This window comes from Clostridium punense (assembly GCF_017874425.1).
Taxonomy (GTDB): domain Bacteria; phylum Bacillota; class Clostridia; order Clostridiales; family Clostridiaceae; genus Clostridium_J; species Clostridium_J punense.
This window is the reverse complement of the sequence record NZ_JAGGLL010000016.1, coordinates 76,587-96,549: the sequence shown is the minus strand read 5'-3', so window position 1 is coordinate 96,549 and position 19,963 is coordinate 76,587. Positions and strand designations below refer to the sequence as shown.

The following is a 19,963-nucleotide window of genomic DNA, read 5'->3' as shown; positions in this document are numbered from 1 at the left end:
CCATTATTCCTTCCCGTAGGCCTTTACAGCCTCATAAACATCATCTATTCCTTTTAAGTAATTATCAAAAGATTGCTCTACAATTACATCTGGTACAAAGCTGTCCTTATAACTTGGATCTAAATCAAAGTAGTCAGTTGAATAGTAAGCTTCTAATTTAGAATTTGGAAGGGTAAACATGTGCATATATCCATAGCCATTCACATTTCCCCCGGTAGGCTCCCCAAAGAAAATTGCATTAGTAGACTTATTAAGACTATTACAAGCTATTACCCCTGAAGAAAAGGTTTGCCTACCTGTTATTACGAAAACTTTCCCCTTATCCCTAAGCTTTTTTACATCATTGAGCTGCGTTATAAAGTCATCCATTAATCTTGAATTACCACCAGCATTATTTCTTAAATCTATGACAAACTTATCTACCTCTTTTTCTTTAAGCTCCTTAATTAAACCATCAGTAAATTCATGAAAGTTTGGTAGCTGCTCGTAATTTTTTTCTCCATACTCCTTTGCAATCTGCCTATCAATGCATTGGTTATACTGAAAATACAATATTTTATCTTCTGGAATATACTTATACCAGTAAAGCTGCCAATTTGGATCATTTTCATCATATTGACTGCTTACTGGCTTTTCAGTATAGGAGTCTTGTACAGTTATTAAGTCTTTCTCTTCTAATTCTTTAGCTGTTAACGTAATAGTACTTTCTATACCTTTAGCATCCTTAACAGTAAATTTAGCTTCATTGCCCTTTATTATTTTTAGTGCTTCTAATATCTGTGGCCTATTCAAGTAACTAATATTTAAAACCTTTAACCACTGCTGATTTTCATGAGAAACCATTTTATTCATCTTAGCCATTACTTCATTAATAGGAGTATTGTCTATTGCAATTAAAGTTTTTCCTATAATATCTTTATGTTCCTCATCAGTAGCATCAATTTTTAATTCTTCGCCAAACCAGCTTACACATATTGGATAAACAGCTATACTTTCATCGGTCCCAATACTCAATGTGGTGTGAGCATCCCCAATAGATGCAACTATTTCTTTCAGTCTCAACTTAACTTGAAGGTCTGTTAGTTTATTCAGCTCTTTCTTTAAATCATTACATTGTTTTTCTAGATTTTCCTTTGTAATCTTATGATATAAATTTTTATGATTCTTTTCCAAGGTTTCCTTTAAATAATCAATATCCTCACTCCATTGTTCCTTTGTAAGTTTCCTTGTTTCATTTGAGCTAACTCCATTTGTAGCTACCTCCTCAGTCTTTGGTTTATTACAAGCTGATAATGATAGAGCCACAGATATAATAAGACCTATGGAAATCCCTTTTTTCATAAATTTAAACATATATATCCCCCTTTTTTACCTTAGCTATGTCATAATAAAGAGTTAATTAACATAGCAACTAGTTCCCCTAGTAAAATTGTACCATTACATATAGATTTATGTAAATATTTTACACAACTTCTTTATTTTACTTAATACTTATTGACTTATACAATGTCATTGCTAAAATTTATATTAAGGTACTTTGATGGTAGCAAGTTATGTTTACTCTGCTTTTAATGGTTTTTGATTGGATAAAACAAATACCATAATAGTTTCAGAGCTTTCAGGGTTCAACATTGGCATTAGTCCCCTATACTTAAAAAAGCACATCATATTTAAAAAGCCCTTTAATCATGGAACTATAGATAATGCTATAAGTTTTAGCATTGCTTAATCCAATTTTCAATGGATAAATGAGTATTCAGCTAACATAATTTCTGAGAACAGTATCTATCCGAGGGTTAACTTGAATTAAATCAGTGAACTAATCTAAATTATTGCGGAGGTTGTAAATGAGGAGGAAACATGTGCTTTACGGAGTTTTTATAGCTTTAATAATTATAAAGCTTGTCTTACTAAAAATAAGCCACGAATATGGACTTAGTTTGATAATCAATTACCTTACAACTATAATTACTTTAGTCATAGTTACTATTGGACTTATAGTTGCAAAAAAAGAAAAGCTTTATTTTTTTATTCATATTCTTATTTTTCTATATTTGGGTTTAAATCTATGGAATATAGGTTCTAGTTTAGTAAGCACCCAAATGGTATTCTATTCTCCCAATGAAAAAAATGCATTAATTATAGAAGAATACTCATCATTACGCCATGGAAGTAGCTGGTTATATGAGCAAAAATACTATATCTTTAAAAGGAAATTACCCTGTTCTCCACTAAGCGGATATAAAACATTCTCTAGTAAGAGTTATAAAATGTCTTGGGTAAATGAAGATGAAGTTATGATACTTTATAGAAGTAATGATGCATCTAAGAATGTTACTGTAAAGTTTAATAAATAAAAATTAAATGCTATAAAACGTATAATGTCATGGATAAGTTAACTATAATTAACAGTAACTTTCCCATGACATTCCTTTGTTTTTGTAAAATATTGAGTATTTGTATGGAATTTAAAGCACCCAAAAGAAATTTTAATTAGTAAACTTTGAAGGCTCGCCATTCTTTCTTTAATAAATTTTAAAGTGAACTTAAAGTGCTTGGAATCTATGACTTTCCATTCTCTTTAAAAACCACAATTACATTTAATATGAAGATAATTAAACTTACAATAGCTATAGCTAAAAGCCAATTTGACCAACCCTCATGTCCTGAGGCGTTATTATCTGCTAATACCCCTTGAAACATAATCCCTGCAGCCATTGCTATTCCACAAAGAACATCAATAAATAAGTCAACCTTTTCAGCAAAACTTCTCTTATATTTATTCTCTGATAACTTCTTTATATGTAGTGCTTTATAGAAATTAACCAGCACAATTATAAATAGCACTATGTATGCTATAAACACAAAATGAAAATATGACATAACATCATTTAAAGGTTCAACTACCATACTACCCCTCCTAAATTTCATAATTAAGCAAACTTAATTATAGAGAACCAGAGTTAACACTTAACTTATACATGTGTCTTAACCTAGTTCCCTTAAAGCTTTTTCAGCCTGAATAAATTAAACTTTCCTTAATGTATAAAGCTCATTATCCTACTATACTATTGAAATAGACCTAAATTAAAAAAGGCATATTGCTCAGTAAATCTAAAATTTCAACTAGAAACTTCTATCTAATTTTACTAGCATAACTCCCAAATGCCCTTATGAATTATTGGTAAGTGCTCTTAAAAGGTTTTTGGTCTGCATAATAGGGTGATATATCCCCATCTATTTTCACAATTTCCTTACCATCTGATGAAAGCCCAACAATGTCAAAGTCAGACCCTTGAAACCTATTCATATATACTAGCCATATTTTCTTGCCTTCAGCTTCAATGATTTTTGCCTGTCCCTCAACATTTCTTCCCTTCTCCATTATTTTCACTTGATCGATTTCAGGATTACCAATTAGTCCAAAATATATTGGTAAGGAAGTTTTCTCTATGGTTGGAAAATACATATTACTTAAGCCAAACTTTTTAGCAACTAAACTTACATCCCCTTGAACTCCATCATAAACAACCTTATATCTTCCTAAGCTTTTCCTAACAAAGGCTGTTGAAAGGCTATCTTCTCCTAGGGTTTCATAGAATACTATACTTCCCCTATTAGTTTTTTCCTCGTGTATTATACTTAAGGGCTTAGAACTAGATAACTTTATTGCTTTCTCAGCACTTTTAATCCCAGTACTAAAATTAATTATTAAAATCACTAACACAACTATTAATCCTAAAATACCTATCTTTAATTTCTTATTCATTAAACTTTACCTACCCATATTATTTAGCTCCCTATAGGAAACCTCAGTGAAGATTTAAGTTATACATGCCCTATTTTGGTTCCCTCAAAGCTTTTTAACATTAATAAAATAACTTTTCATTTTAAAAATCTTATGGCTATACACTTCATGACTATATTTTCCTTTACAGCCACTTTTTCATTTCTGCTATGTTACAACCTTGAATTAATCAAAGCCACTATTTTATCATAAATATCCTCAACTTCAGTTATTCTTACACTTCCAATTTCAGTTCTTTCTTTATTAAAGTCTATATCCTGGAAGGCATCTCTTAATAACTGATTTACCTGTGGTGAAGCCCCCATTGATGCTTTTACTATATCTGTTTTACTAAATTCAGCAAGAACTACTCTTAACTTCGATGCCTCAAGATTAATTATTTCCTCAAAGGAAGATATCTTCTTACATATTGAAGGTTCTAAGCTCTCCTGCTTTCTTGCTTTAATGACACAAAACTCAACTTCAGTGTCCTCTATAGGGAAGCCATCAATTCCTGATCCTTCTATAATTTCACTCACAGGTGTTGGCTTTATATTGGCTAAAAATGAATTGCAAATTTCAATATTCCATCCAGAGTTTGTAAAGGTTTCTATTGCATTTTCTTTTGTTGCATAGGCAGTAGTGCTGAGTTTTTCAAGTAAATCCATATGTTTTTTATCATCTTTATTTATAAAAAACATTACTGACATAAAATTATCCTTAGTGATCCTATTTAGCTCCTTTACTACTTCTCCTGGTTGTTCAATGTTTTGAAGTCCCATATTACTAGTCATATTTACAACGGAGTTATCTCTAAAAGGAGCTTTTCTTGCGTCAAAAGCAATTAAACTTACCCTCTGGTATAGATCCTTAGCTTTATAATACTCTTTATTTCTTAGGAGTATTGTAGGACTGAAATCTGTGACAACAACGTAATTTTTTGTCTCAGTAAGGATCTTTTCAACAAGGTAGCCCTTCCCCGTTGCAATATCAATAATTGGTTCCTCACCTTGAAGATTTTTAATTACAAATTCCATTTGACTGTCCCAACCATTAATATAATCCTCAGTGTATATTTTTTTAAAAGCATTTTTAAACATTCTAGAACTTGTAGCAAAGTCTCTTTTCATTTCAAAATAAGTGGCCTTGTACCAGTAGTCAGCCCCATTGAGTTCTTCTTCAGGTGTATTCATTAGCTTGTTATAAATCTCTGTATTCTCCTTAAAAAACTTTTCTAAGGCACTTTCCCCCTGATCCCAAAGGTCATTTCTCGATAATTCATTAGTTAAGAATACTGCTATTTCATCCTTTACCTCATACTCTGAGTTACACCCTAAGCAACAGGCTTTCCCATTAATTATTCTATCTTCATTCTCCTCTTGTATATGCCACTCTAATTCCTTGTGACAACTTGGACATACAAGCATCTTTATATACTGTTTATGCATTTTTATTCCCCCATCACATTTAATCTTTTTAATTTAAACCCTACTTAAATTCACTGTACTTATAATTATACTTTAATTTACTTCTTATTTTTACTCCCTATATTAGCATCAAGCACCACTCCTATAATAAGCCCTAAAGATACACCTATAGCTATATTATTAAATATAACTCCAAAAGCAGCGCCAAACGCTATACCAAGAGCAAGGTAGGTACCCTTATTATTTGACTGCTTTTCATCTTCAGTATTACTTTTATTATCATTATCTTTATCTAAACCCATGAAAATCCTCCTTTTATATCCTGTTACTTATATAAAAGTTTACCCCACCATAAATCCTATAAATAAAATGAAAATTATAAGCCCTGATAACCCTAAGCTAATTATTATAGTAGAAAATCCTCTTAACAACCTCTTCCAATTAGTAGCTTCAGATAGTCCAATAAATCCTAGCACACAGTTAACTATACATATACCCAATACTATATTTAATGGGTGTATATTCAACCAAGTAGTTGTAAAATCAATTATTGACTGTACTGATATTGCTATAAAAAACAGCGCTATACACACAAAAGAAATTATAAACGACCATAAATTAATTTTTATCTTCATAGTTCTCTCCTCTTACTCTTATTAAATGTTTTTCACATGATGACTTATCATAAGCTAATCTCCTAAGAAACTTCTATATTTTATCCCTTACTCTATTACATTTATTCACCATATAGCTATAATTTGCAACCCCTCCAAAACACTCCCATTTAAAGAATGATTATAATACAAAAACTATGCCTCCTTTCTATTTCCTTGTTTATCAAATTCTTTCTTTAAAGCTATCTCTGTAGGAAATATAGAACCAACCAAAAACACAAGTTGCACACCGCAAACTATGGCACCAAAAGTCCCTATAACGTCTATCTCTTTACCAATTACAAAGCACATAGCTATGATAGAAAAAATTAGCATAATAGTACCTGACACTAGCCACAACCTTCCAAAATAACGGTGAGCAAAGTCCCAAGTTTCCTTGTTTTTCATAGACATAGAAGTTCTATATCCAAAAACCCCATTTACATCTTTTGGTCCACCTTTAATAAAATACTTGCCAAAGCCAATCATCGTAAAGGAAACTAACAAATTCATAACCATCATAAAAATCCAAAACCACACCATAACATCACCCCTTTTGCCTAATCAATATAATAACCCTTTAAATTTAATTTATTATATTGCTATCCCTTGAAAAACAAAGCTTAGACTAATCCATTCTATAGTCATAAACTTCATTTTTCACCTTTAGTTCAACTCCATTTATCTTTATAGTCTCATCATTGAGCCATTCCATATCAGCCTTTTCACAGTGATACCTCCAATAGATATTCTTGGACTTACCACTTTTATTATTCTTTAATGTGCCTAAAATTGCATACCCTGTAGTAGCCCCTCCATTATTTAAAGAAGCAGTTACAGTATATGTTCCATTTGGCGAAGTTGCCTCCGTAATATACTCCTGCCCGCGAATTCTTTGAATATCATAAAATGCCCAATTAATGAAATAAACTATCCCGCCAATGGTTGCTGCGAAAATTATGAAGGCTGTAGCGAGACGTTTTTTTGTTATTTGTTTCATGCCTTTCCCCCTAATATGCAACTATAAATTTATTGAAAATTATCCTTAGTATATCTGCTAAGGCTGTTGAACCTTGGTTTTCCTCTTTTTAAGAATCTGAAAGTAAACTTCCCTTACAAATTACTTGCGGTTTCTTTTAATAATTTACATATAACTTTATGTGAAATCACTGCTGAAATATTAGAAATAACTATGCATCCCACCGAAACTATTATTACTATGTGAGGTTTATCTAGACTTTTGGATGTTAAAGTTATAACAATGACATACATAAGACTTACAGTTGTTGCAATCATCAAAGTTAACTTTAGGGCATACGGTTTAAATTTAGCTACTATAGCTCCTATTAAGATTCCAATTACAATTGGAATAAGTATAAAATACAGCCCTATATGCATAATAGCTTGTTTCTTGATAAGTTCTGCTTCCATTTTTACACGTGTTTCCATACTCACAAATCCCCTCTTTTAAAACTAAAATCTTATTATGTGCAAAGCCTTCTTATAACAAAAACTCAATTAAATTAATTTTGGGAACCTATTGAGGCTACTTCTGTCCTAGTCTGCTTATCAAATAAACCCTAAGTTTTAAGCTTATATCTTTAATTAAATAGCTCTAGCCATTTAGGGTAATCAAATTGCCCCTTTGAAATTCGAATAAACTTGCCGAATATACCCAAGTGTGTTACTCCGCGCTCGTTATAAATAATAGGAGTATAAGTTGAAAATACATAAAAGTTTATCTTTTCAACCCTTATTGGTATCTTCTCATCCCCATCAACTTCAAGATATCGTACAAATCCCTTATCTTCACCTACTAAGGACATTTCCTCTCCAAATTCATTTTCCCAAAATCTCATATAACTTTCTTTAGTTGGATTTGTTGCCAAAGCTAAAATCATCATAAGAATAAAAAGACCACTAATAATATATTTCTTCCTTTTAAACCATGTATTCTTCAACTTTCCCCTCCATATTAAATGATTTTACCTATCCTTCAACGTATTTAATATAAGGTATATACTTATCATCCTTCTTAGCTAAAACTATATCTTGTCTGTCTTCAAGTTTATAAATCTCAGTGCCAACGCCTAGCACTGTTGCATTCCAGTTTTTAAAATTTCTCTTCACCTTAGTTTTATTTATTCTTCCTAAGGCACTTCCTTCTTTAACAGATATGCCCTTTACCCAATCAATATCTATTGCATTTTTATATACAGTGTTATCCATAATAAAAAAATCTGCATTTGTGTTAGTCTTCAAAAGCACTTCTGAAGTAGCATTATTTTTTGTTGACCTAAAACATCCTGTAATCAAAGAGGTTAAAAGTAGAAACAATACAATACCCCTAAGTCTTTTCAAGGCTATTCCTCCCTTTGATTCTATAATGAAGCTCTTAGCTTTTAGAGTATTCCTTCTAACATTTATCTTTCAAATAAATACGAGTTTCACTATCGAATTTCATAACATTAAACACGTGAGCTAACATTCCAATAATTAATATAACAGCCTCATATTTCCCTATTGAGAAATAATAAAATATACCCATGAACAAATTTATGATGCCGCTTATCTTATGTCTCTTCCTGCTTTCCTTTGTGTATTCACTTTTGTTTTCTACTACCTTATTTCTCATGATATTACTAGTCAAAAGTTTGCTATTTGAATAGCTTATGCCAATTTCCGCAATCCCTAAGACTAATAGAGAATAGAAAATAATTTGTGAAAAAATCATAAAATACCCCCTCGAAAGTGTTTATGTGATTAACTTAATTCATTTCATATATACTGACCCATTATAATATTATTAAATCCTAGACCAAGACCAACATTATTCAGTTGTAATATTAAAAGTTATTTCAAAGAATTCCAACGTGATGGAAATTGTTACAAGCTATATTCTTTTTTATACTCATAAACCTCACCACCAATACAATTTCTTATAGACTTTCCTATTCCACTCATATAATTCAACTGACAAAAAGTTTAAACCAAAATTAATATTATGAAATTAGAATCCTTTAAATTAAGGCTTTTGAAAGAGTTTCTTTTGCTTCATATAGTCAATAGCCTTAGTTTTATTCTTTTGCTCAGAAACATATTCTGCTTCATGCTTAACTCTATAATAGTAATTAAACCTTTCTTCTGAGAGAAGTCCTTCACAAATCGCCTTCTTAATCGCACAATCGGGTTCAGTTGTATGACTACAATTTGAAAACTTACATCCTCTGGATATTTCTAATATATCTTCAAATTCCTTATCAAAATTTTTTACTGAATTTATTATTTCATTAACCCCTTTTTTAACCCCCATTTTACAACTCCCTTTACTTACTGTCTCCTTCTTCTAACTTCTTCAAAATAAGATCAACCTTTTTATCAATTTCTCTGTTTCTTTCTACAAATCTTTTGAAACTCTTAGCTGCCTTATACAAGGCTACTCCAATTGCAATCCAGAGAACAACATTAATGATAGTTACAAGGATTACAGTATAATTTACTTCCATCTTTCTCTCTCCCCTTAATTCTAATAATTTTTCCTAGTTAAATTTTACAATACATATTCTTATAAATTATAAGGAACCCTGGGTAGTAGTAATCTACATTACATCTCTTCCTTGGCTCCCTATATAATTTTCAACTTGAAGCCTTACTTTGCTCCTTTTATCCCTTAACAGTATTAAATCTCTAATTTTATTCAAGATTTACTATTAACTTTTTACACTCACTACACTTATAAGCTTTAACTCTGGGGACACTAAACAAAGATTTATTTTCCATATCCTCTAAAGTTTCTGCTTCACTAGGAAACAACCCTAAGAATGGTTTGCTATCTTTTTGCATCCAAACTAAAGGTACTCTACTCCCATAAATGTATCCCTCAATTAACTCTTTGTCACAATAAGGGCAGTTCATTTATATCCGCCTCCGTTTAAAACCATTAGACATATTTACTGCTGCTTCCTCTCATAAGCAACCTTAGTTAAATCCATTTTAAAGCTAATTGGCCAATTCATTTTTGTTATGTCTTCTTTTTTTACTGAAATAGTAAAGTTTTCACTTTTTCCAAATTCACTATATAAACTCACATTACCCATAACTTTGCCCTCTTTGTCATAGATTTGGGGCGAATTCTCATGATTATAAAACATAGTATGCCCATTTTCCTTCATTTCCCTGGTAATAGTAACCAGTTCGCCTTTGTTCTTTTCAACCTTGTCTTCCTTTTTGAAGTAAAATTTTAAAAAATTATTGTCATCACCTTTTATGGTATCTAAATATATAGTTGTATTGTCATCCTTATACATTTCTTTATTTACCTTAATTTCATCCTTAAAGTAAGTATTAAGTTTTTCTCTATCTGGCATATAACTTTCATCTACTTTCAACCAAGCCTCTATTGGTTCAGTTTTGTAGTTATAGTACATATCCGTGAAGGTTAATATATCTAGCATACGTCTTTCCTTCTCTTTTCTATCTACCCTATAGCCTTCAACGCCCTTAGCTATCAATAATAAAAATACTAATCCAATTGCACCAATTTTAAACACATCTATAAGACTTTTAGGTTCTTTATTTTTCAATTCTCTCCCTCCATATTTGAATTGTTTATTATTATTAAGCCTTAACCCTACTAAATCCAAAACTACTAAATATTATCCTTATTTATACTTATGTTTCTGTAAATTAAATCCTCTCTTCTTTCAAAGCCAATTGATTCCCAGAACTTATTCCCTATATCATTGGTGCTAAACACCACAAGTGCGGCTTTATTTATTCCTTCCTTTTTTAAAGACTCTAGTGCAGCACTTACCAACGCTTCCCCTATGCTATTTCTACGATAGGCTGGATTAACTGCTGTATGATAAATGTATCCCCGTCTTCCATCATGACCACATAGGATTACTCCCACAACCTTATTGTCTGCCTCTGCCACAAAGCTGGTGGTAGGATTTCTTTTTAGAAAATTTTCTATACCTTCATATGAATCATCCAAACTACGCATCCCCATGCCCTTTGTATTTGTCCATAAATCATATACGCTTTCATAATCTTCTGTTGTTAATAATCTTATTTTCATGTTTATCCCCCCGAAAACATTTCTTACTACTCTAAATTACTTAAATAGAATCTTGTTCATTTCTTCCGTAATATCTACATCCTGGCTATTATAGATTTTCAAATTTCCGACCCCTATAAAGGTTCTTTCTGTTTCCATTGGAACTTTACAGTATGTTATAAAATACTCCTGCTGTGGTATATTAATTTTATATTCATTGCTATCTAATAAAACTCTTACATATGCAATTTTACTGTTATAATTCTTACCTACTAAGATTAAGTACTTGCCGTCACTAGTAGTTCTTATATCATCCTGGAAATAATTATCATTAAGTTCAACTCCCTCAATTTTATACTTTTTATTAATACCCTTTATTAATTCTACATTTGCTAACTTATTACCATATGAGAATAAAACAAACTTTTTATTATGAAGGTTTAATTCTTGCTTTATTTCTACTTTGTCTGTAATTACTACAGGTCTATTAATAATTTTCACTACACTCTCTTCCAACTGCATCTTATTATCAGCTATTGTGTAGGGCCTATAATATAAACTAAACCCTCCGTAAATCAAAACTAATATAACTAATGTATAATAGATTTTTTTCTTCATGTTCTTTCTCCCCTTTATCCCATTTTCATACTTTTAAGTTTTAGCTCTCTCTAAGCTTATAGTATTTTTCTAACATATAATTAAATATCATCATATGGAGCACAGCAAAAACCATTATGACTAAGGTCCATACCCTAAAATACAATGTTAAAAATAACAATAGAGCCAATGAATATCCTCTTATCTTCATCATTAGGTTAAACTTCTTTTCATCAACTATTTCATACTTATCTTTAGGCAATTCACAATAGGTATCTTTAATAGGAATTTGATTATTATCGGCAATTGTAGTTACCAAGACAATTATTGCTAATAAAGGAATCCCTATGCCTGGCATAAATACAAATAATATACCAATTATTAGTCTCATGATGCTTTCGGTACTCATATTCCCAATCCCCCTTTTAAGTGTTTATTTTAAAAACTACCTTATTATCTTACATAACCTTATTTTTACTACTTACTCCGTTTAACCCTCATCATCTCCCAGAAATTAATACCTATCTTCTCAAAAATAGTTATAAAAAAGCCGCTGAAATATTAAACCTCTTCAGCGACTTATCTTAAGCATTCATATATGTACTGTCCAACTGAACCTGTGACTTTCCCATGATTTATGGACACTTACCTTTTCTCTATTATGTTAACTCTATTATATCATACATAAATTGTAAAATAAACAAGATTTTTTACATTTATATTGTTTCAAGATTTCTACAGTCTTATCACTTTTTACATCTCAAGTATTTAAAGCGGTTTTAGACTCAGTTAACATATCATGGACTTCATCCTCAGCAACAGGCACAGGTTCTATGCCTGTTGGGATAATTAAATTAAAAGTGCCTCCCTTTATAGATTAGCACTTATAGTATTCCTAAATATAAATATCTGAAAACTCTACATTTACTTTTTCAACACTAGATAAGTTTTCTTTGATATGTACATGGCTCTCATTATCTGTAAGTCTTACTGGAAGCTTTACTATAAATTCACTTCCACAGCCTATCCTACTTTCCACTGAAACACTTCCACCATGAAGCTCTACTAAAGATTTAACTAAAGACAATCCAATTCCTGACCCTTCTGATCTTCTTCTTAAGCTATTATCTACTTGGGTAAATCTATCAAAAATCATCTGAAGCTTATCCTTAGGAATTCCTATGCCATTATCTTTAATAGATATAGCTACTGAATCCTCTCCATCATAAATATTAACCTCAATGGTACCTCCACCCTCAGTAAACTTAATTGCGTTTGAAAGCAAGTTAAGTATAATTCTTTCCATCATATCTATATCAAAAGCGATTATTTTTTCCTCTACCTCAGTATCAAAGATCACATTAATATTCTTAAGCCTAGTATATTCTACTACTGACAATGTTATATCTTCCACAACCTTTACAATATCATTATTTGAAGGATTAATCACCAGATTATTTTCTTCTAATTTATTTATATCAACAATATTATTTATTAATCTTAACAACCTAAAGCTGTTTTGCTTTTGCATTTTTATATATTTATTGTACTTTTTATGAAGCTCTTCATTAGTATTAACCTCAAAGGTTTCTAATAATTGTATACATCCTAAAATAATGTTTAAGGGAGTTTTTAGCTCATGGGACATGGTTGATAGAAACTGGGCCTTCAAATTGTTATATTCCTCTATTTCTTTAACCCTATCCCTTAACCCCTCTGTCATATTATCAAAAGCTTGTCCTACATCTCCTAAATCCCCTTTTGGACTAATATTAGTCTTAACCCATAGATTTCCTTCCATAACTTCCTTAGCTACTGCCTTCAATCTATTTATTGGTTTTATTATTCTGCTAGCAAATATAATTGCTATTGAAAAGGAAACTAAGTATATTATTATAAACAGTATTATATTCTTAGCAATCTCTTTCTTTTTCCCACCTAAAACGTGTCCTGAATCTGTTGTAACAAAGCAGCTCCATCCAAGGTCACCAATAGGATAATCTATACCAATTCTTTTCGTGCCATCAAATCCTGAATTCCTTCCATAGGTTTTAACCACTTCTCCTTTTAATGCTCTTCTTGCTGGAGAATCTTGTCTAATTTTTCTTTTTTCAAAAGGAATATTATCATTTCCATTTCTATAAACTAAGTTAGCATTTCTGTCTATTAGGCCAAAGGTGCTGCCATTACCTAACCTTTTGGCTGGAAATATAGATCTTATATCCTTTACATTAATAATACTTACTATAATACCCTTTAATTCTCCATTAACCCTAACTCCTCTTGCAATTGGAATGATTAAACTACTATCTACCACACTTGGTTTTATATTTCCTAGAACTTTATCTTGTCCTCTTATAACTTCCTTAACAAAGTCAACACTGCTCATATCCTTGTTTATTACTATTTCATCAGAACTGGCTATAACAACCCCCTTAGAGTCTGTCCAAGAATACTTTCCGTAAACCTTATCGTCTAGTGCTATGCTGGCAAAGTACTTTTTCATATCTTCACTATTCCAGTCAGGATTTCTAACTATAGCTTCACCAATTGCGTACTGAGTTGCCCAAGACCTTTCAATAAAACTAGTAAAGGAAGAACTTATGGCTTCTGCAAACTCTTCACTGGAATTTAGCTCAGCTTCAATGCTGGTTCTGAAATCTTGCCTAATTTCTATAACTCTCAAAGCAGATAGGGGAATTAAAGTTATAAAAATTAATAATATCATCTTAATCTTTATGGTATTTTGCTTCATTATATACTCCTATATAATCCGAAGAAATTAAATATATTACCTATATTTTACAGACTATTTTGACAAATATAAATAAATTATAGCAATTTATTCCATATAGGTCAATAATTATCAGTACAATTTTACATATTTAACCAACAAACCTGATAATTAATGGTACTTCACTAAGCAACTAAGAATTTAAATTGCTATATTCAAAGCACTTACTAAGTTTCTAATAAATATGATAGATAATTTCTTTTGCTATGAATAAATATCAGAAAACTCTACAGTAATTTTCTCTACCTTGTCATCCCCTAAGTCCATATTACCGGTGAAAACTTCACTATTTTCTACTAGTCTTACAGGAAGTTTAATTATAAACTCACTCCCTTTACCTAAATCACTCCTAACGCTTATAGTTCCTCCATGAAGTTCAATGAGTGCTTTTACAAGAGTCAATCCAATGCCACTTCCCTCGGTCCTTCTTCTTAATAGAAAGTCTGCTTGAGTAAAGGGTTCAAATATTTTACTATGCATGTCTTTAGCTATGCCACAGCCACTGTCCTTCACTGATATTACTATGCTTTCAGCCTTATCATAAATATTTACCTGAATTCTTCCTCCAACCTCTGTAAACTTTATTGCATTTGACAATAAGTTTAGTATAACTCTTTCTAGTTTGTCCTCATCACAAGCTAGAATCCTTTCTTCTACCTCAGTATCAAAGATTAAGGTAATTCCTTTGCTCTCTACATAGTCCACTACTGAAAGGGTAATGTTTTCAACAATATTAATTATATTTTTATTTTCTAATTCCAATTTAAAGAAGCCATTTTCAATTTTGTTCATATCAATAAAATTGTTAATAAGTCTTAATAGCCTGTAGCAATTTTGCTTCATTGAGGTTAAATACTTCTTCTTAGCCTCAAAATTTAGGTTGGTAATTCCTCTATAATAGTATTCTTCAAACTCTCTTTGGTCATCAAAACTTTTCTGAAGAAGTTGAATTCCCCCAAGAATAATATTCAATGGTGTTTTAAGCTCATGAGATACTATAGAAAACAGCTGAGTCTTTAACTCGTTATACTCTTTAGCTTGTTCAAGAAGTATGGATTTTTCTAATACATCCATTTCTAATTTATGTAATTTCTTTCTATCTGATATATCCCTTACAATAGCTGTTACATATAAATTTTCCTCTTGCTTAAAGGAAAATCCTGCTACTTCCACGTCCCACGTACTTCCATCATCTAGAAGTATTTTTTGCTCTAGAAAGTCCACTTCACATTCTCCTTCTAGTAGTTTTTTTATTCTACCCTCTACTAATTCCCTATACTTAGGATGAACCTTTAAGGTATCTCCCAAATTATAATCCTTTAACTTCTCTGCTTCAAAGTTTAGAGCTGCTTCATTAGCAATTATTTGTTTTCCATTTTCATAAACAAATACACCATAAGGCAACCTGTTTATTAATCTTTTGTACAGTTCTTCTCCTGCTTCAAGGCACTTTTCTAGATTCCTTTTTCTAGTAATATCCCTAAAACTCCAAACCCTTCCTCGAATCTCTCCGTTAACCTTTAGAGGCTGATGTATTCTTTCAATAACTTTACCATTCTTAAAGTAAATGTAATCTAAATTTTCTCTATTTTCTGCTTCAATAATATCTATGATTTCCAGAAATTTTTCTGAGTCTGCTAGTTTATCATTACAGTATTCTGCTAGCTTATATTTATCTGTTTCGTTGCTATATTTATCCTCTAGTTCCCATATATCTTTAAACCCTTTGTTTATGTTTATGATGTTAAACTTTTCATCCTTCACTATCATTCCATCTGTTGTAGATTCAAATACAGCTCTCATGATATTTTCACTTAGAGTTATTTCCTGTATTTTTTTATCGTAAGATTCAATAACCTGTTCTAGTTCATGAATTTTCTTATCTTTAATCTTTATATACTCTATTAGCTGCTTCTTCGTAAAACTTTCAAAGTTCATAGTCATCACTCTCTTCTAACAACAATTAATAATTAATAAGTCCTGAAAACTCTAATTTCATATATTTGACATAAACTAAAAAATACCTCCACAAGTTGCAAATTATTCTGAACCTTCTATCAACTCCCTCCTATTTGTATAGCCCTCCCCATCTATACTGTGATTTGTAAAAAATACAAAAAAATAAGTGCCAATACTTCTAACCTATGGAATTCAAAAGTAAAACTTAATAGATAAGCCTACTCTGAACTCTTTAAGCTTCTTAGGTAACCTGATTACTCTTAGAAACCTGTATCAGAAATATTGACACTTAATTAATTTATAATATTATTGAAACTCTTTATTATATAAACCCAAGGAAATTCTTAGTTTTCTCTATTTCTTTTCTAAACCCTCTACTTCAATAAGAACTTAAATCTTTGCTTATAATGCAGTTACTATTATATAGAATAATAAAATAATAGCCCCTGCAATAGCTGTAATCTTCCAACTTCCTTTTGTTTTTCTATGGTTGTTAATATTAGTACCTTGCTCTCTTAATTCAGCTTCCTTGTAAAGTTGTTGCCATTTAAGATTTGCTGTCATGAAAAATCATCTCCATATTTTTATTAAACCCTTATTTGTCTTTAATATTAAGATTTCTTTTCTGCATAATAATTTCTTAATATATATTATGGAATAAAGATATTTCATAAATATATGTAAGTCATTTTGCATCTACCTTAATATAAATTACTTAAAAATATCTTATAAGATAAAAGTAATATTGTAGCTTATATGAATCCATGAAATATTAAAAGTGAAGTTGAAAGGTACCCAGAGTTTTTAAACTACTTTTAAAAGAAAATAAAATACACTGCAACGCAAACTAACAAAATAGCTCCCCAAGCTCCAGCGTTTACAATCCAAGAATCATTTCTGCTGTACTTCTCTACATCAGGATTTCGTTGTCCCTTAAATTGTGAATCCTTTTCAGCTACTCTTTTGAATGCATCAATTGACATATTTATAACCCCCAATATATAAATAGTATTATTTACTACATTATATGATAGTTTTCGGAATTGTTCAAACATTCCACACTCTAAAAATCCCTTAATAACCTCTTTTAGTATAGAATAAAAGTATTGGCCTTGATTTACTAATTGTTCCTTCTATTAGCTACTAGTTCCTAACTGGCAGAAGGTTATGAGAATTATTAACGAATTATTCATACATATTTCCTCTAGCTTATTGTTTTCTATACTCTAAGTATGAAGCTAATCCTTTTAAGTGAAAAGGAAATAACAATTAAGATATAGTGAAACTAATATAAAAAAACTATTGAAGCTACTACAATTTTCTCTGTTGATACATATGTTGTAGATACTTACTCAATTCATTTGAATAACAAGATTTTAATTACCTGGATAAAAAAAAGGATTACACATGAATATTCATGTACAATCCTAGATAAATTATCTTATGCTTTTTATCCTTTAATAGCCTAATTACCAAGTAATAGTTCTATTAATTGAATAAGTCTTATTAATTGTTAATAGTCTTATTAATTGTTAATAGTCTTATTAACAAGCAGTTGAGCGGTAGATGTGATTTCTTGAAGAGTTGCTGTAATTTCCTCTGTTGATGCAGCTTGAGAGGATGCTATTAACCCAACCTTGTTAATCTCTGCAACTACTAAATCAATAGCAGCTTTTATATCTGAAAGTGCCCTTGATATCTTCTCTGCTGACTCGCTACTGCTTTGAGCAAGTTTTCTCATTTCCTTAGCAATAATATTAAAGCCTGCGCCCTCAGCCCCTGCTCTAGATGCTTCAATTGATGCATTAAGTCCTAATAAATTTGAATTCTTAGAAATTCCTTGAATAAGTGCAATTAAACTGTTAGATTCATCAATTTTAACACTAGTTTGATTCACAAGTTCAATAACTTTGTCTATACTTGAAGACAAGTCTTGTGAGGTAGAAGATATTTCTTCAGAACTTGCATTTGTTTGTTGCAATGCACCAAATAATGTATCAGATATTTCTTTAACTTCAGATTGCTTGTCCAAATTTTTATTATCAAAATCTACTTCTCTCATTGTAATCCCCTCCAATTTTAGTATATCACGGCCTTTATGTATAATCAATTAACATAACCTCTATGTATTAACAAAAGCTGTTGAAAAAACTTTTGTTAGGTTCTTGAAGGAATTATAAGTTCATTTTGTAGAGGAACTTTGTGGTAGATCATACTATTAATAAGTCCCTTCAAAGAAGTTCTTGCTACCCATAACTTTTTGAACATAATTTAGAAGTGGTTACTTCAAATCTTTGCTAATACTATTTTTTTTAAAGATTAAATCTTTTATATAACATTAAAAAGGGATGCAGCTGCACCCCTTTTTCTGAACTAAATATAATTAGATTGCATCATATTTAGTTTTATTAGTCTCTACTATAGTGGCATAATCCTTATCCTTAAGCTCTCCATTTTTACCTTGGAAAAGCTTTGAGTTAACTACTGCATCCATAGCAGTGCTAATCTCCTGCTCAGTGACTCCATCTTTTACATTTTTAAGTCTTAAGGTTACCTTTGAACCCTTAACATCTGTGAATCCCATTACTAAATCCTTACTCATAAAATCTCCTCCTTATTTCCTCTTATAAATTAAAATAAACTTTACCTCTTCTCCATTGATAAACTCAAAGCTTAAGTTTCTTAGCTGAATTAATCTGGAGCACCTGATTAAACTTATTGTCTTTACAAGTAGGTTATCTAACAGGGGTTTTAAACCTTCCTTAACTAGATAAACTACCCCTCTCATAGTTAAGCCTTCACAATGCTGAAGTCTTCTGCTCTTTTAACCTCATAAAGAGGATAAGCTAAAAGATTCTCCATAGCCTTTGCAAAGTTATAAATTTCTTCCTCAGTGGCAGCCTTATTCACCTTAGAAAATCTTTGGGATGAAAATACATCCTCACCCTTCTTATCAACCCCCACCTTATAAGTTAAAATAACTGCTGATGATTTTTTAATTGCATTTATCATAATATCAACTCCTTTCAATAATTAGATATGCAGTATGAAGGAAAATTTCCTGATTTTAAAAAAATTATTTATAATTATTTTTTTGCATTTGAATTCTAGCTTTAGCAAACTAAAAATAAGACTCACTTTATACCTGAAGACTAACTTTATTCCTTTTGGCTTTTAAGAATTAAACAAGGCACTTCCTCGTCTTGTGAGCCTATAATTATTATTAAGAGAGTCTTATTATTTTTTTGTTATTATATTTTTATTATTTATAGGACATTTCTGTCTCATTAAAGAGGACAAATTTGTCCTATAAGTAAGGACATCCTTGTCGTATTTTATAGGACATTTTTGTCTTAGAGAAACCTTGTGAACAACTTTGTGGATAGTAATTGTTAATAACTTTGTGGATAATGTGGATTAAAATTAGGATTATTGTGAAAATTCCTCCACAATGGGAGTTTTATAGTGCTAAGCTCTGTGGATAACTTCTAATTTTCATGTTAATAGTTTTTATGCACTCATTTTATTAATTCACAGTTTAAGTTCTTTTCCATATTTTTAAATCCTTATGTTGCAATTTGTGTCTTTTGCTACTATATAGCTAAGAACCTTAAATTTAGTATGGAAATTTGTTCATCTCCATACTAAATTACATATCCACACTACATTGAGCCTGTATATCTCTTT

The 19,963-nt window shown here is 30.7% G+C and carries 27 protein-coding genes; 1 reads left to right on the top strand and 26 read right to left on the bottom strand.

Annotated elements, in window-relative coordinates:
- Nucleotides 1-3 precede the first annotated feature (3 nt).
- The gene (locus J2Z44_RS11295) at nt 4-1,353 is read right to left on the bottom strand and encodes a S41 family peptidase (protein WP_021285676.1); all 1,350 of its coding nucleotides are present in this window, start codon (nt 1,351-1,353) and stop codon (nt 4-6) included.
- A 494-nt stretch (nt 1,354-1,847) separates the two neighbouring features.
- On the opposite strand from J2Z44_RS11295, the gene J2Z44_RS11290 reads away from it, so the two are divergent.
- Nucleotides 1,848-2,357 carry a hypothetical protein gene (locus J2Z44_RS11290; protein ID WP_152513313.1) on the top strand — a complete coding sequence of 170 codons (510 nt, stop codon included), beginning with the start codon at nt 1,848-1,850 and terminating at the stop codon, nt 2,355-2,357.
- A gap of 205 nt (nt 2,358-2,562) precedes the next feature.
- Here the strand turns inward: J2Z44_RS11290 and J2Z44_RS11285 are convergent, their stop codons facing one another.
- From J2Z44_RS11285 to J2Z44_RS11165, 25 genes are all read right to left on the bottom strand, one after another.
- Nucleotides 2,563-2,910: a hypothetical protein gene (locus J2Z44_RS11285; protein WP_021285673.1), complete on the bottom strand. Its 348-nt coding sequence runs from the start codon at nt 2,908-2,910 to the stop codon at nt 2,563-2,565.
- A gap of 268 nt (nt 2,911-3,178) precedes the next feature.
- Nucleotides 3,179-3,769, bottom strand: a complete 591-nt coding sequence (locus tag J2Z44_RS11280) for a hypothetical protein (RefSeq protein ID WP_021285672.1) — start codon at nt 3,767-3,769, stop codon at nt 3,179-3,181.
- A gap of 191 nt (nt 3,770-3,960) precedes the next feature.
- On the bottom strand, nt 3,961-5,235 hold the full coding sequence (locus J2Z44_RS11275; protein WP_021285671.1) for a methyltransferase domain-containing protein: 1,275 nt from the start codon (nt 5,233-5,235) through the stop codon (nt 3,961-3,963).
- Nucleotides 5,236-5,312: 77 nt separating this feature from the next.
- Complete coding sequence (locus J2Z44_RS11270; RefSeq protein ID WP_021285670.1) at nt 5,313-5,516, bottom strand: glycine zipper domain-containing protein; 204 nt, start codon at nt 5,514-5,516, stop codon at nt 5,313-5,315.
- A 39-nt stretch (nt 5,517-5,555) separates the two neighbouring features.
- Entirely contained in the window at nt 5,556-5,849 is a 294-nt protein-coding gene (locus J2Z44_RS11265; RefSeq protein ID WP_021285669.1) for a hypothetical protein, read from the bottom strand.
- A gap of 174 nt (nt 5,850-6,023) precedes the next feature.
- The gene (locus tag J2Z44_RS11260) at nt 6,024-6,407 is read right to left on the bottom strand and encodes an SdpI family protein (protein WP_031272079.1); all 384 of its coding nucleotides are present in this window, start codon (nt 6,405-6,407) and stop codon (nt 6,024-6,026) included.
- Nucleotides 6,408-6,495: 88 nt separating this feature from the next.
- Complete coding sequence (locus J2Z44_RS11255; RefSeq protein ID WP_209649577.1) at nt 6,496-6,867, bottom strand: DUF5412 domain-containing protein; 372 nt, start codon at nt 6,865-6,867, stop codon at nt 6,496-6,498.
- Between the two features lie 113 nt (nt 6,868-6,980).
- Nucleotides 6,981-7,316, bottom strand: a complete 336-nt coding sequence (locus J2Z44_RS11250) for a hypothetical protein (RefSeq protein ID WP_021285667.1) — start codon at nt 7,314-7,316, stop codon at nt 6,981-6,983.
- 152 nt (nt 7,317-7,468) lie between these two features.
- Nucleotides 7,469-7,828 (bottom strand): hypothetical protein, encoded by a 360-nt coding sequence (locus J2Z44_RS11245; RefSeq protein WP_021285666.1) that lies wholly within the window; start codon nt 7,826-7,828, stop codon nt 7,469-7,471.
- 28 nt (nt 7,829-7,856) lie between these two features.
- Nucleotides 7,857-8,228 carry a hypothetical protein gene (locus J2Z44_RS11240; RefSeq protein WP_021285665.1) on the bottom strand — a complete coding sequence of 124 codons (372 nt, stop codon included), beginning with the start codon at nt 8,226-8,228 and terminating at the stop codon, nt 7,857-7,859.
- A 55-nt stretch (nt 8,229-8,283) separates the two neighbouring features.
- Nucleotides 8,284-8,601: a hypothetical protein gene (locus J2Z44_RS11235; protein WP_021285664.1), complete on the bottom strand. Its 318-nt coding sequence runs from the start codon at nt 8,599-8,601 to the stop codon at nt 8,284-8,286.
- A 291-nt stretch (nt 8,602-8,892) separates the two neighbouring features.
- Nucleotides 8,893-9,180, bottom strand: a complete 288-nt coding sequence (locus J2Z44_RS11230; RefSeq protein ID WP_021285663.1) for a hypothetical protein — start codon at nt 9,178-9,180, stop codon at nt 8,893-8,895.
- 13 nt (nt 9,181-9,193) lie between these two features.
- Nucleotides 9,194-9,373 carry a hypothetical protein gene (locus J2Z44_RS11225; RefSeq protein ID WP_021285662.1) on the bottom strand — a complete coding sequence of 60 codons (180 nt, stop codon included), beginning with the start codon at nt 9,371-9,373 and terminating at the stop codon, nt 9,194-9,196.
- 187 nt (nt 9,374-9,560) lie between these two features.
- Nucleotides 9,561-9,782 (bottom strand): PF20097 family protein, encoded by a 222-nt coding sequence (locus J2Z44_RS11220; protein WP_021285661.1) that lies wholly within the window; start codon nt 9,780-9,782, stop codon nt 9,561-9,563.
- A 35-nt stretch (nt 9,783-9,817) separates the two neighbouring features.
- Entirely contained in the window at nt 9,818-10,450 is a 633-nt protein-coding gene (locus J2Z44_RS11215; protein WP_021285660.1) for a hypothetical protein, read from the bottom strand.
- 65 nt (nt 10,451-10,515) lie between these two features.
- Nucleotides 10,516-10,947, bottom strand: a complete 432-nt coding sequence (locus tag J2Z44_RS11210) for a GNAT family N-acetyltransferase (RefSeq protein WP_021285659.1) — start codon at nt 10,945-10,947, stop codon at nt 10,516-10,518.
- Between the two features lie 36 nt (nt 10,948-10,983).
- On the bottom strand, nt 10,984-11,544 hold the full coding sequence (locus J2Z44_RS11205) for a hypothetical protein (RefSeq protein ID WP_021285658.1): 561 nt from the start codon (nt 11,542-11,544) through the stop codon (nt 10,984-10,986).
- A gap of 40 nt (nt 11,545-11,584) precedes the next feature.
- On the bottom strand, nt 11,585-11,932 hold the full coding sequence (locus J2Z44_RS11200) for a hypothetical protein (RefSeq protein WP_021285657.1): 348 nt from the start codon (nt 11,930-11,932) through the stop codon (nt 11,585-11,587).
- A 486-nt stretch (nt 11,933-12,418) separates the two neighbouring features.
- Nucleotides 12,419-14,278, bottom strand: coding sequence for a sensor histidine kinase (locus J2Z44_RS11195; protein ID WP_021281322.1), 1,860 nt, complete (start codon nt 14,276-14,278; stop codon nt 12,419-12,421).
- 243 nt (nt 14,279-14,521) lie between these two features.
- Nucleotides 14,522-16,255, bottom strand: coding sequence for a sensor histidine kinase (locus J2Z44_RS11190; protein ID WP_021281321.1), 1,734 nt, complete (start codon nt 16,253-16,255; stop codon nt 14,522-14,524).
- 423 nt (nt 16,256-16,678) lie between these two features.
- Entirely contained in the window at nt 16,679-16,840 is a 162-nt protein-coding gene (locus tag J2Z44_RS11185) for a hypothetical protein (RefSeq protein ID WP_021281320.1), read from the bottom strand.
- Between the two features lie 251 nt (nt 16,841-17,091).
- Nucleotides 17,092-17,259: a hypothetical protein gene (locus J2Z44_RS11180; RefSeq protein ID WP_021281319.1), complete on the bottom strand. Its 168-nt coding sequence runs from the start codon at nt 17,257-17,259 to the stop codon at nt 17,092-17,094.
- Nucleotides 17,260-17,801: 542 nt separating this feature from the next.
- Nucleotides 17,802-18,338 carry a methyl-accepting chemotaxis protein gene (locus tag J2Z44_RS11175; protein ID WP_021281318.1) on the bottom strand — a complete coding sequence of 179 codons (537 nt, stop codon included), beginning with the start codon at nt 18,336-18,338 and terminating at the stop codon, nt 17,802-17,804.
- A gap of 321 nt (nt 18,339-18,659) precedes the next feature.
- Nucleotides 18,660-18,878, bottom strand: coding sequence for a DUF2922 domain-containing protein (locus J2Z44_RS11170; protein WP_021281317.1), 219 nt, complete (start codon nt 18,876-18,878; stop codon nt 18,660-18,662).
- A gap of 188 nt (nt 18,879-19,066) precedes the next feature.
- Nucleotides 19,067-19,288, bottom strand: a complete 222-nt coding sequence (locus J2Z44_RS11165; protein ID WP_021281315.1) for a DUF1659 domain-containing protein — start codon at nt 19,286-19,288, stop codon at nt 19,067-19,069.
- Between the last annotated feature and the right edge of the window lie 675 nt (nt 19,289-19,963).

What these genes read in the sequence shown, in the direction of transcription:
- J2Z44_RS11165 (WP_021281315.1), bottom strand. Translation starts at nt 19,288, where the DNA reads ATGATAAATGCAATTAAAAAATCATCAGCAGTTATTTTAACTTATAAG.
- J2Z44_RS11175 (WP_021281318.1), bottom strand. Translation starts at nt 18,338, where the DNA reads ATGAGAGAAGTAGATTTTGATAATAAAAATTTGGACAAGCAATCTGAA.
- J2Z44_RS11185 (WP_021281320.1), bottom strand. Translation starts at nt 16,840, where the DNA reads ATGACAGCAAATCTTAAATGGCAACAACTTTACAAGGAAGCTGAATTA.
- J2Z44_RS11180 (WP_021281319.1), bottom strand. Translation starts at nt 17,259, where the DNA reads ATGTCAATTGATGCATTCAAAAGAGTAGCTGAAAAGGATTCACAATTT.
- J2Z44_RS11235 (WP_021285664.1), bottom strand. Translation starts at nt 8,601, where the DNA reads ATGATTTTTTCACAAATTATTTTCTATTCTCTATTAGTCTTAGGGATT.
- J2Z44_RS11255 (WP_209649577.1), bottom strand. Translation starts at nt 6,867, where the DNA reads ATGAAACAAATAACAAAAAAACGTCTCGCTACAGCCTTCATAATTTTC.
- J2Z44_RS11220 (WP_021285661.1), bottom strand. Translation starts at nt 9,782, where the DNA reads ATGAACTGCCCTTATTGTGACAAAGAGTTAATTGAGGGATACATTTAT.
- J2Z44_RS11230 (WP_021285663.1), bottom strand. Translation starts at nt 9,180, where the DNA reads ATGGGGGTTAAAAAAGGGGTTAATGAAATAATAAATTCAGTAAAAAAT.
- J2Z44_RS11270 (WP_021285670.1), bottom strand. Translation starts at nt 5,516, where the DNA reads ATGGGTTTAGATAAAGATAATGATAATAAAAGTAATACTGAAGATGAA.
- J2Z44_RS11250 (WP_021285667.1), bottom strand. Translation starts at nt 7,316, where the DNA reads ATGGAAACACGTGTAAAAATGGAAGCAGAACTTATCAAGAAACAAGCT.
- J2Z44_RS11280 (WP_021285672.1), bottom strand. Translation starts at nt 3,769, where the DNA reads ATGAATAAGAAATTAAAGATAGGTATTTTAGGATTAATAGTTGTGTTA.
- J2Z44_RS11170 (WP_021281317.1), bottom strand. Translation starts at nt 18,878, where the DNA reads ATGAGTAAGGATTTAGTAATGGGATTCACAGATGTTAAGGGTTCAAAG.
- J2Z44_RS11275 (WP_021285671.1), bottom strand. Translation starts at nt 5,235, where the DNA reads ATGCATAAACAGTATATAAAGATGCTTGTATGTCCAAGTTGTCACAAG.
- J2Z44_RS11225 (WP_021285662.1), bottom strand. Translation starts at nt 9,373, where the DNA reads ATGGAAGTAAATTATACTGTAATCCTTGTAACTATCATTAATGTTGTT.
- J2Z44_RS11205 (WP_021285658.1), bottom strand. Translation starts at nt 11,544, where the DNA reads ATGAAGAAAAAAATCTATTATACATTAGTTATATTAGTTTTGATTTAC.
- J2Z44_RS11195 (WP_021281322.1), bottom strand. Translation starts at nt 14,278, where the DNA reads ATGAAGCAAAATACCATAAAGATTAAGATGATATTATTAATTTTTATA.
- J2Z44_RS11190 (WP_021281321.1), bottom strand. Translation starts at nt 16,255, where the DNA reads ATGAACTTTGAAAGTTTTACGAAGAAGCAGCTAATAGAGTATATAAAG.
- J2Z44_RS11285 (WP_021285673.1), bottom strand. Translation starts at nt 2,910, where the DNA reads ATGGTAGTTGAACCTTTAAATGATGTTATGTCATATTTTCATTTTGTG.
- J2Z44_RS11265 (WP_021285669.1), bottom strand. Translation starts at nt 5,849, where the DNA reads ATGAAGATAAAAATTAATTTATGGTCGTTTATAATTTCTTTTGTGTGT.
- J2Z44_RS11295 (WP_021285676.1), bottom strand. Translation starts at nt 1,353, where the DNA reads ATGTTTAAATTTATGAAAAAAGGGATTTCCATAGGTCTTATTATATCT.
- J2Z44_RS11290 (WP_152513313.1), top strand. Translation starts at nt 1,848, where the DNA reads ATGAGGAGGAAACATGTGCTTTACGGAGTTTTTATAGCTTTAATAATT.
- J2Z44_RS11200 (WP_021285657.1), bottom strand. Translation starts at nt 11,932, where the DNA reads ATGAGTACCGAAAGCATCATGAGACTAATAATTGGTATATTATTTGTA.
- J2Z44_RS11210 (WP_021285659.1), bottom strand. Translation starts at nt 10,947, where the DNA reads ATGAAAATAAGATTATTAACAACAGAAGATTATGAAAGCGTATATGAT.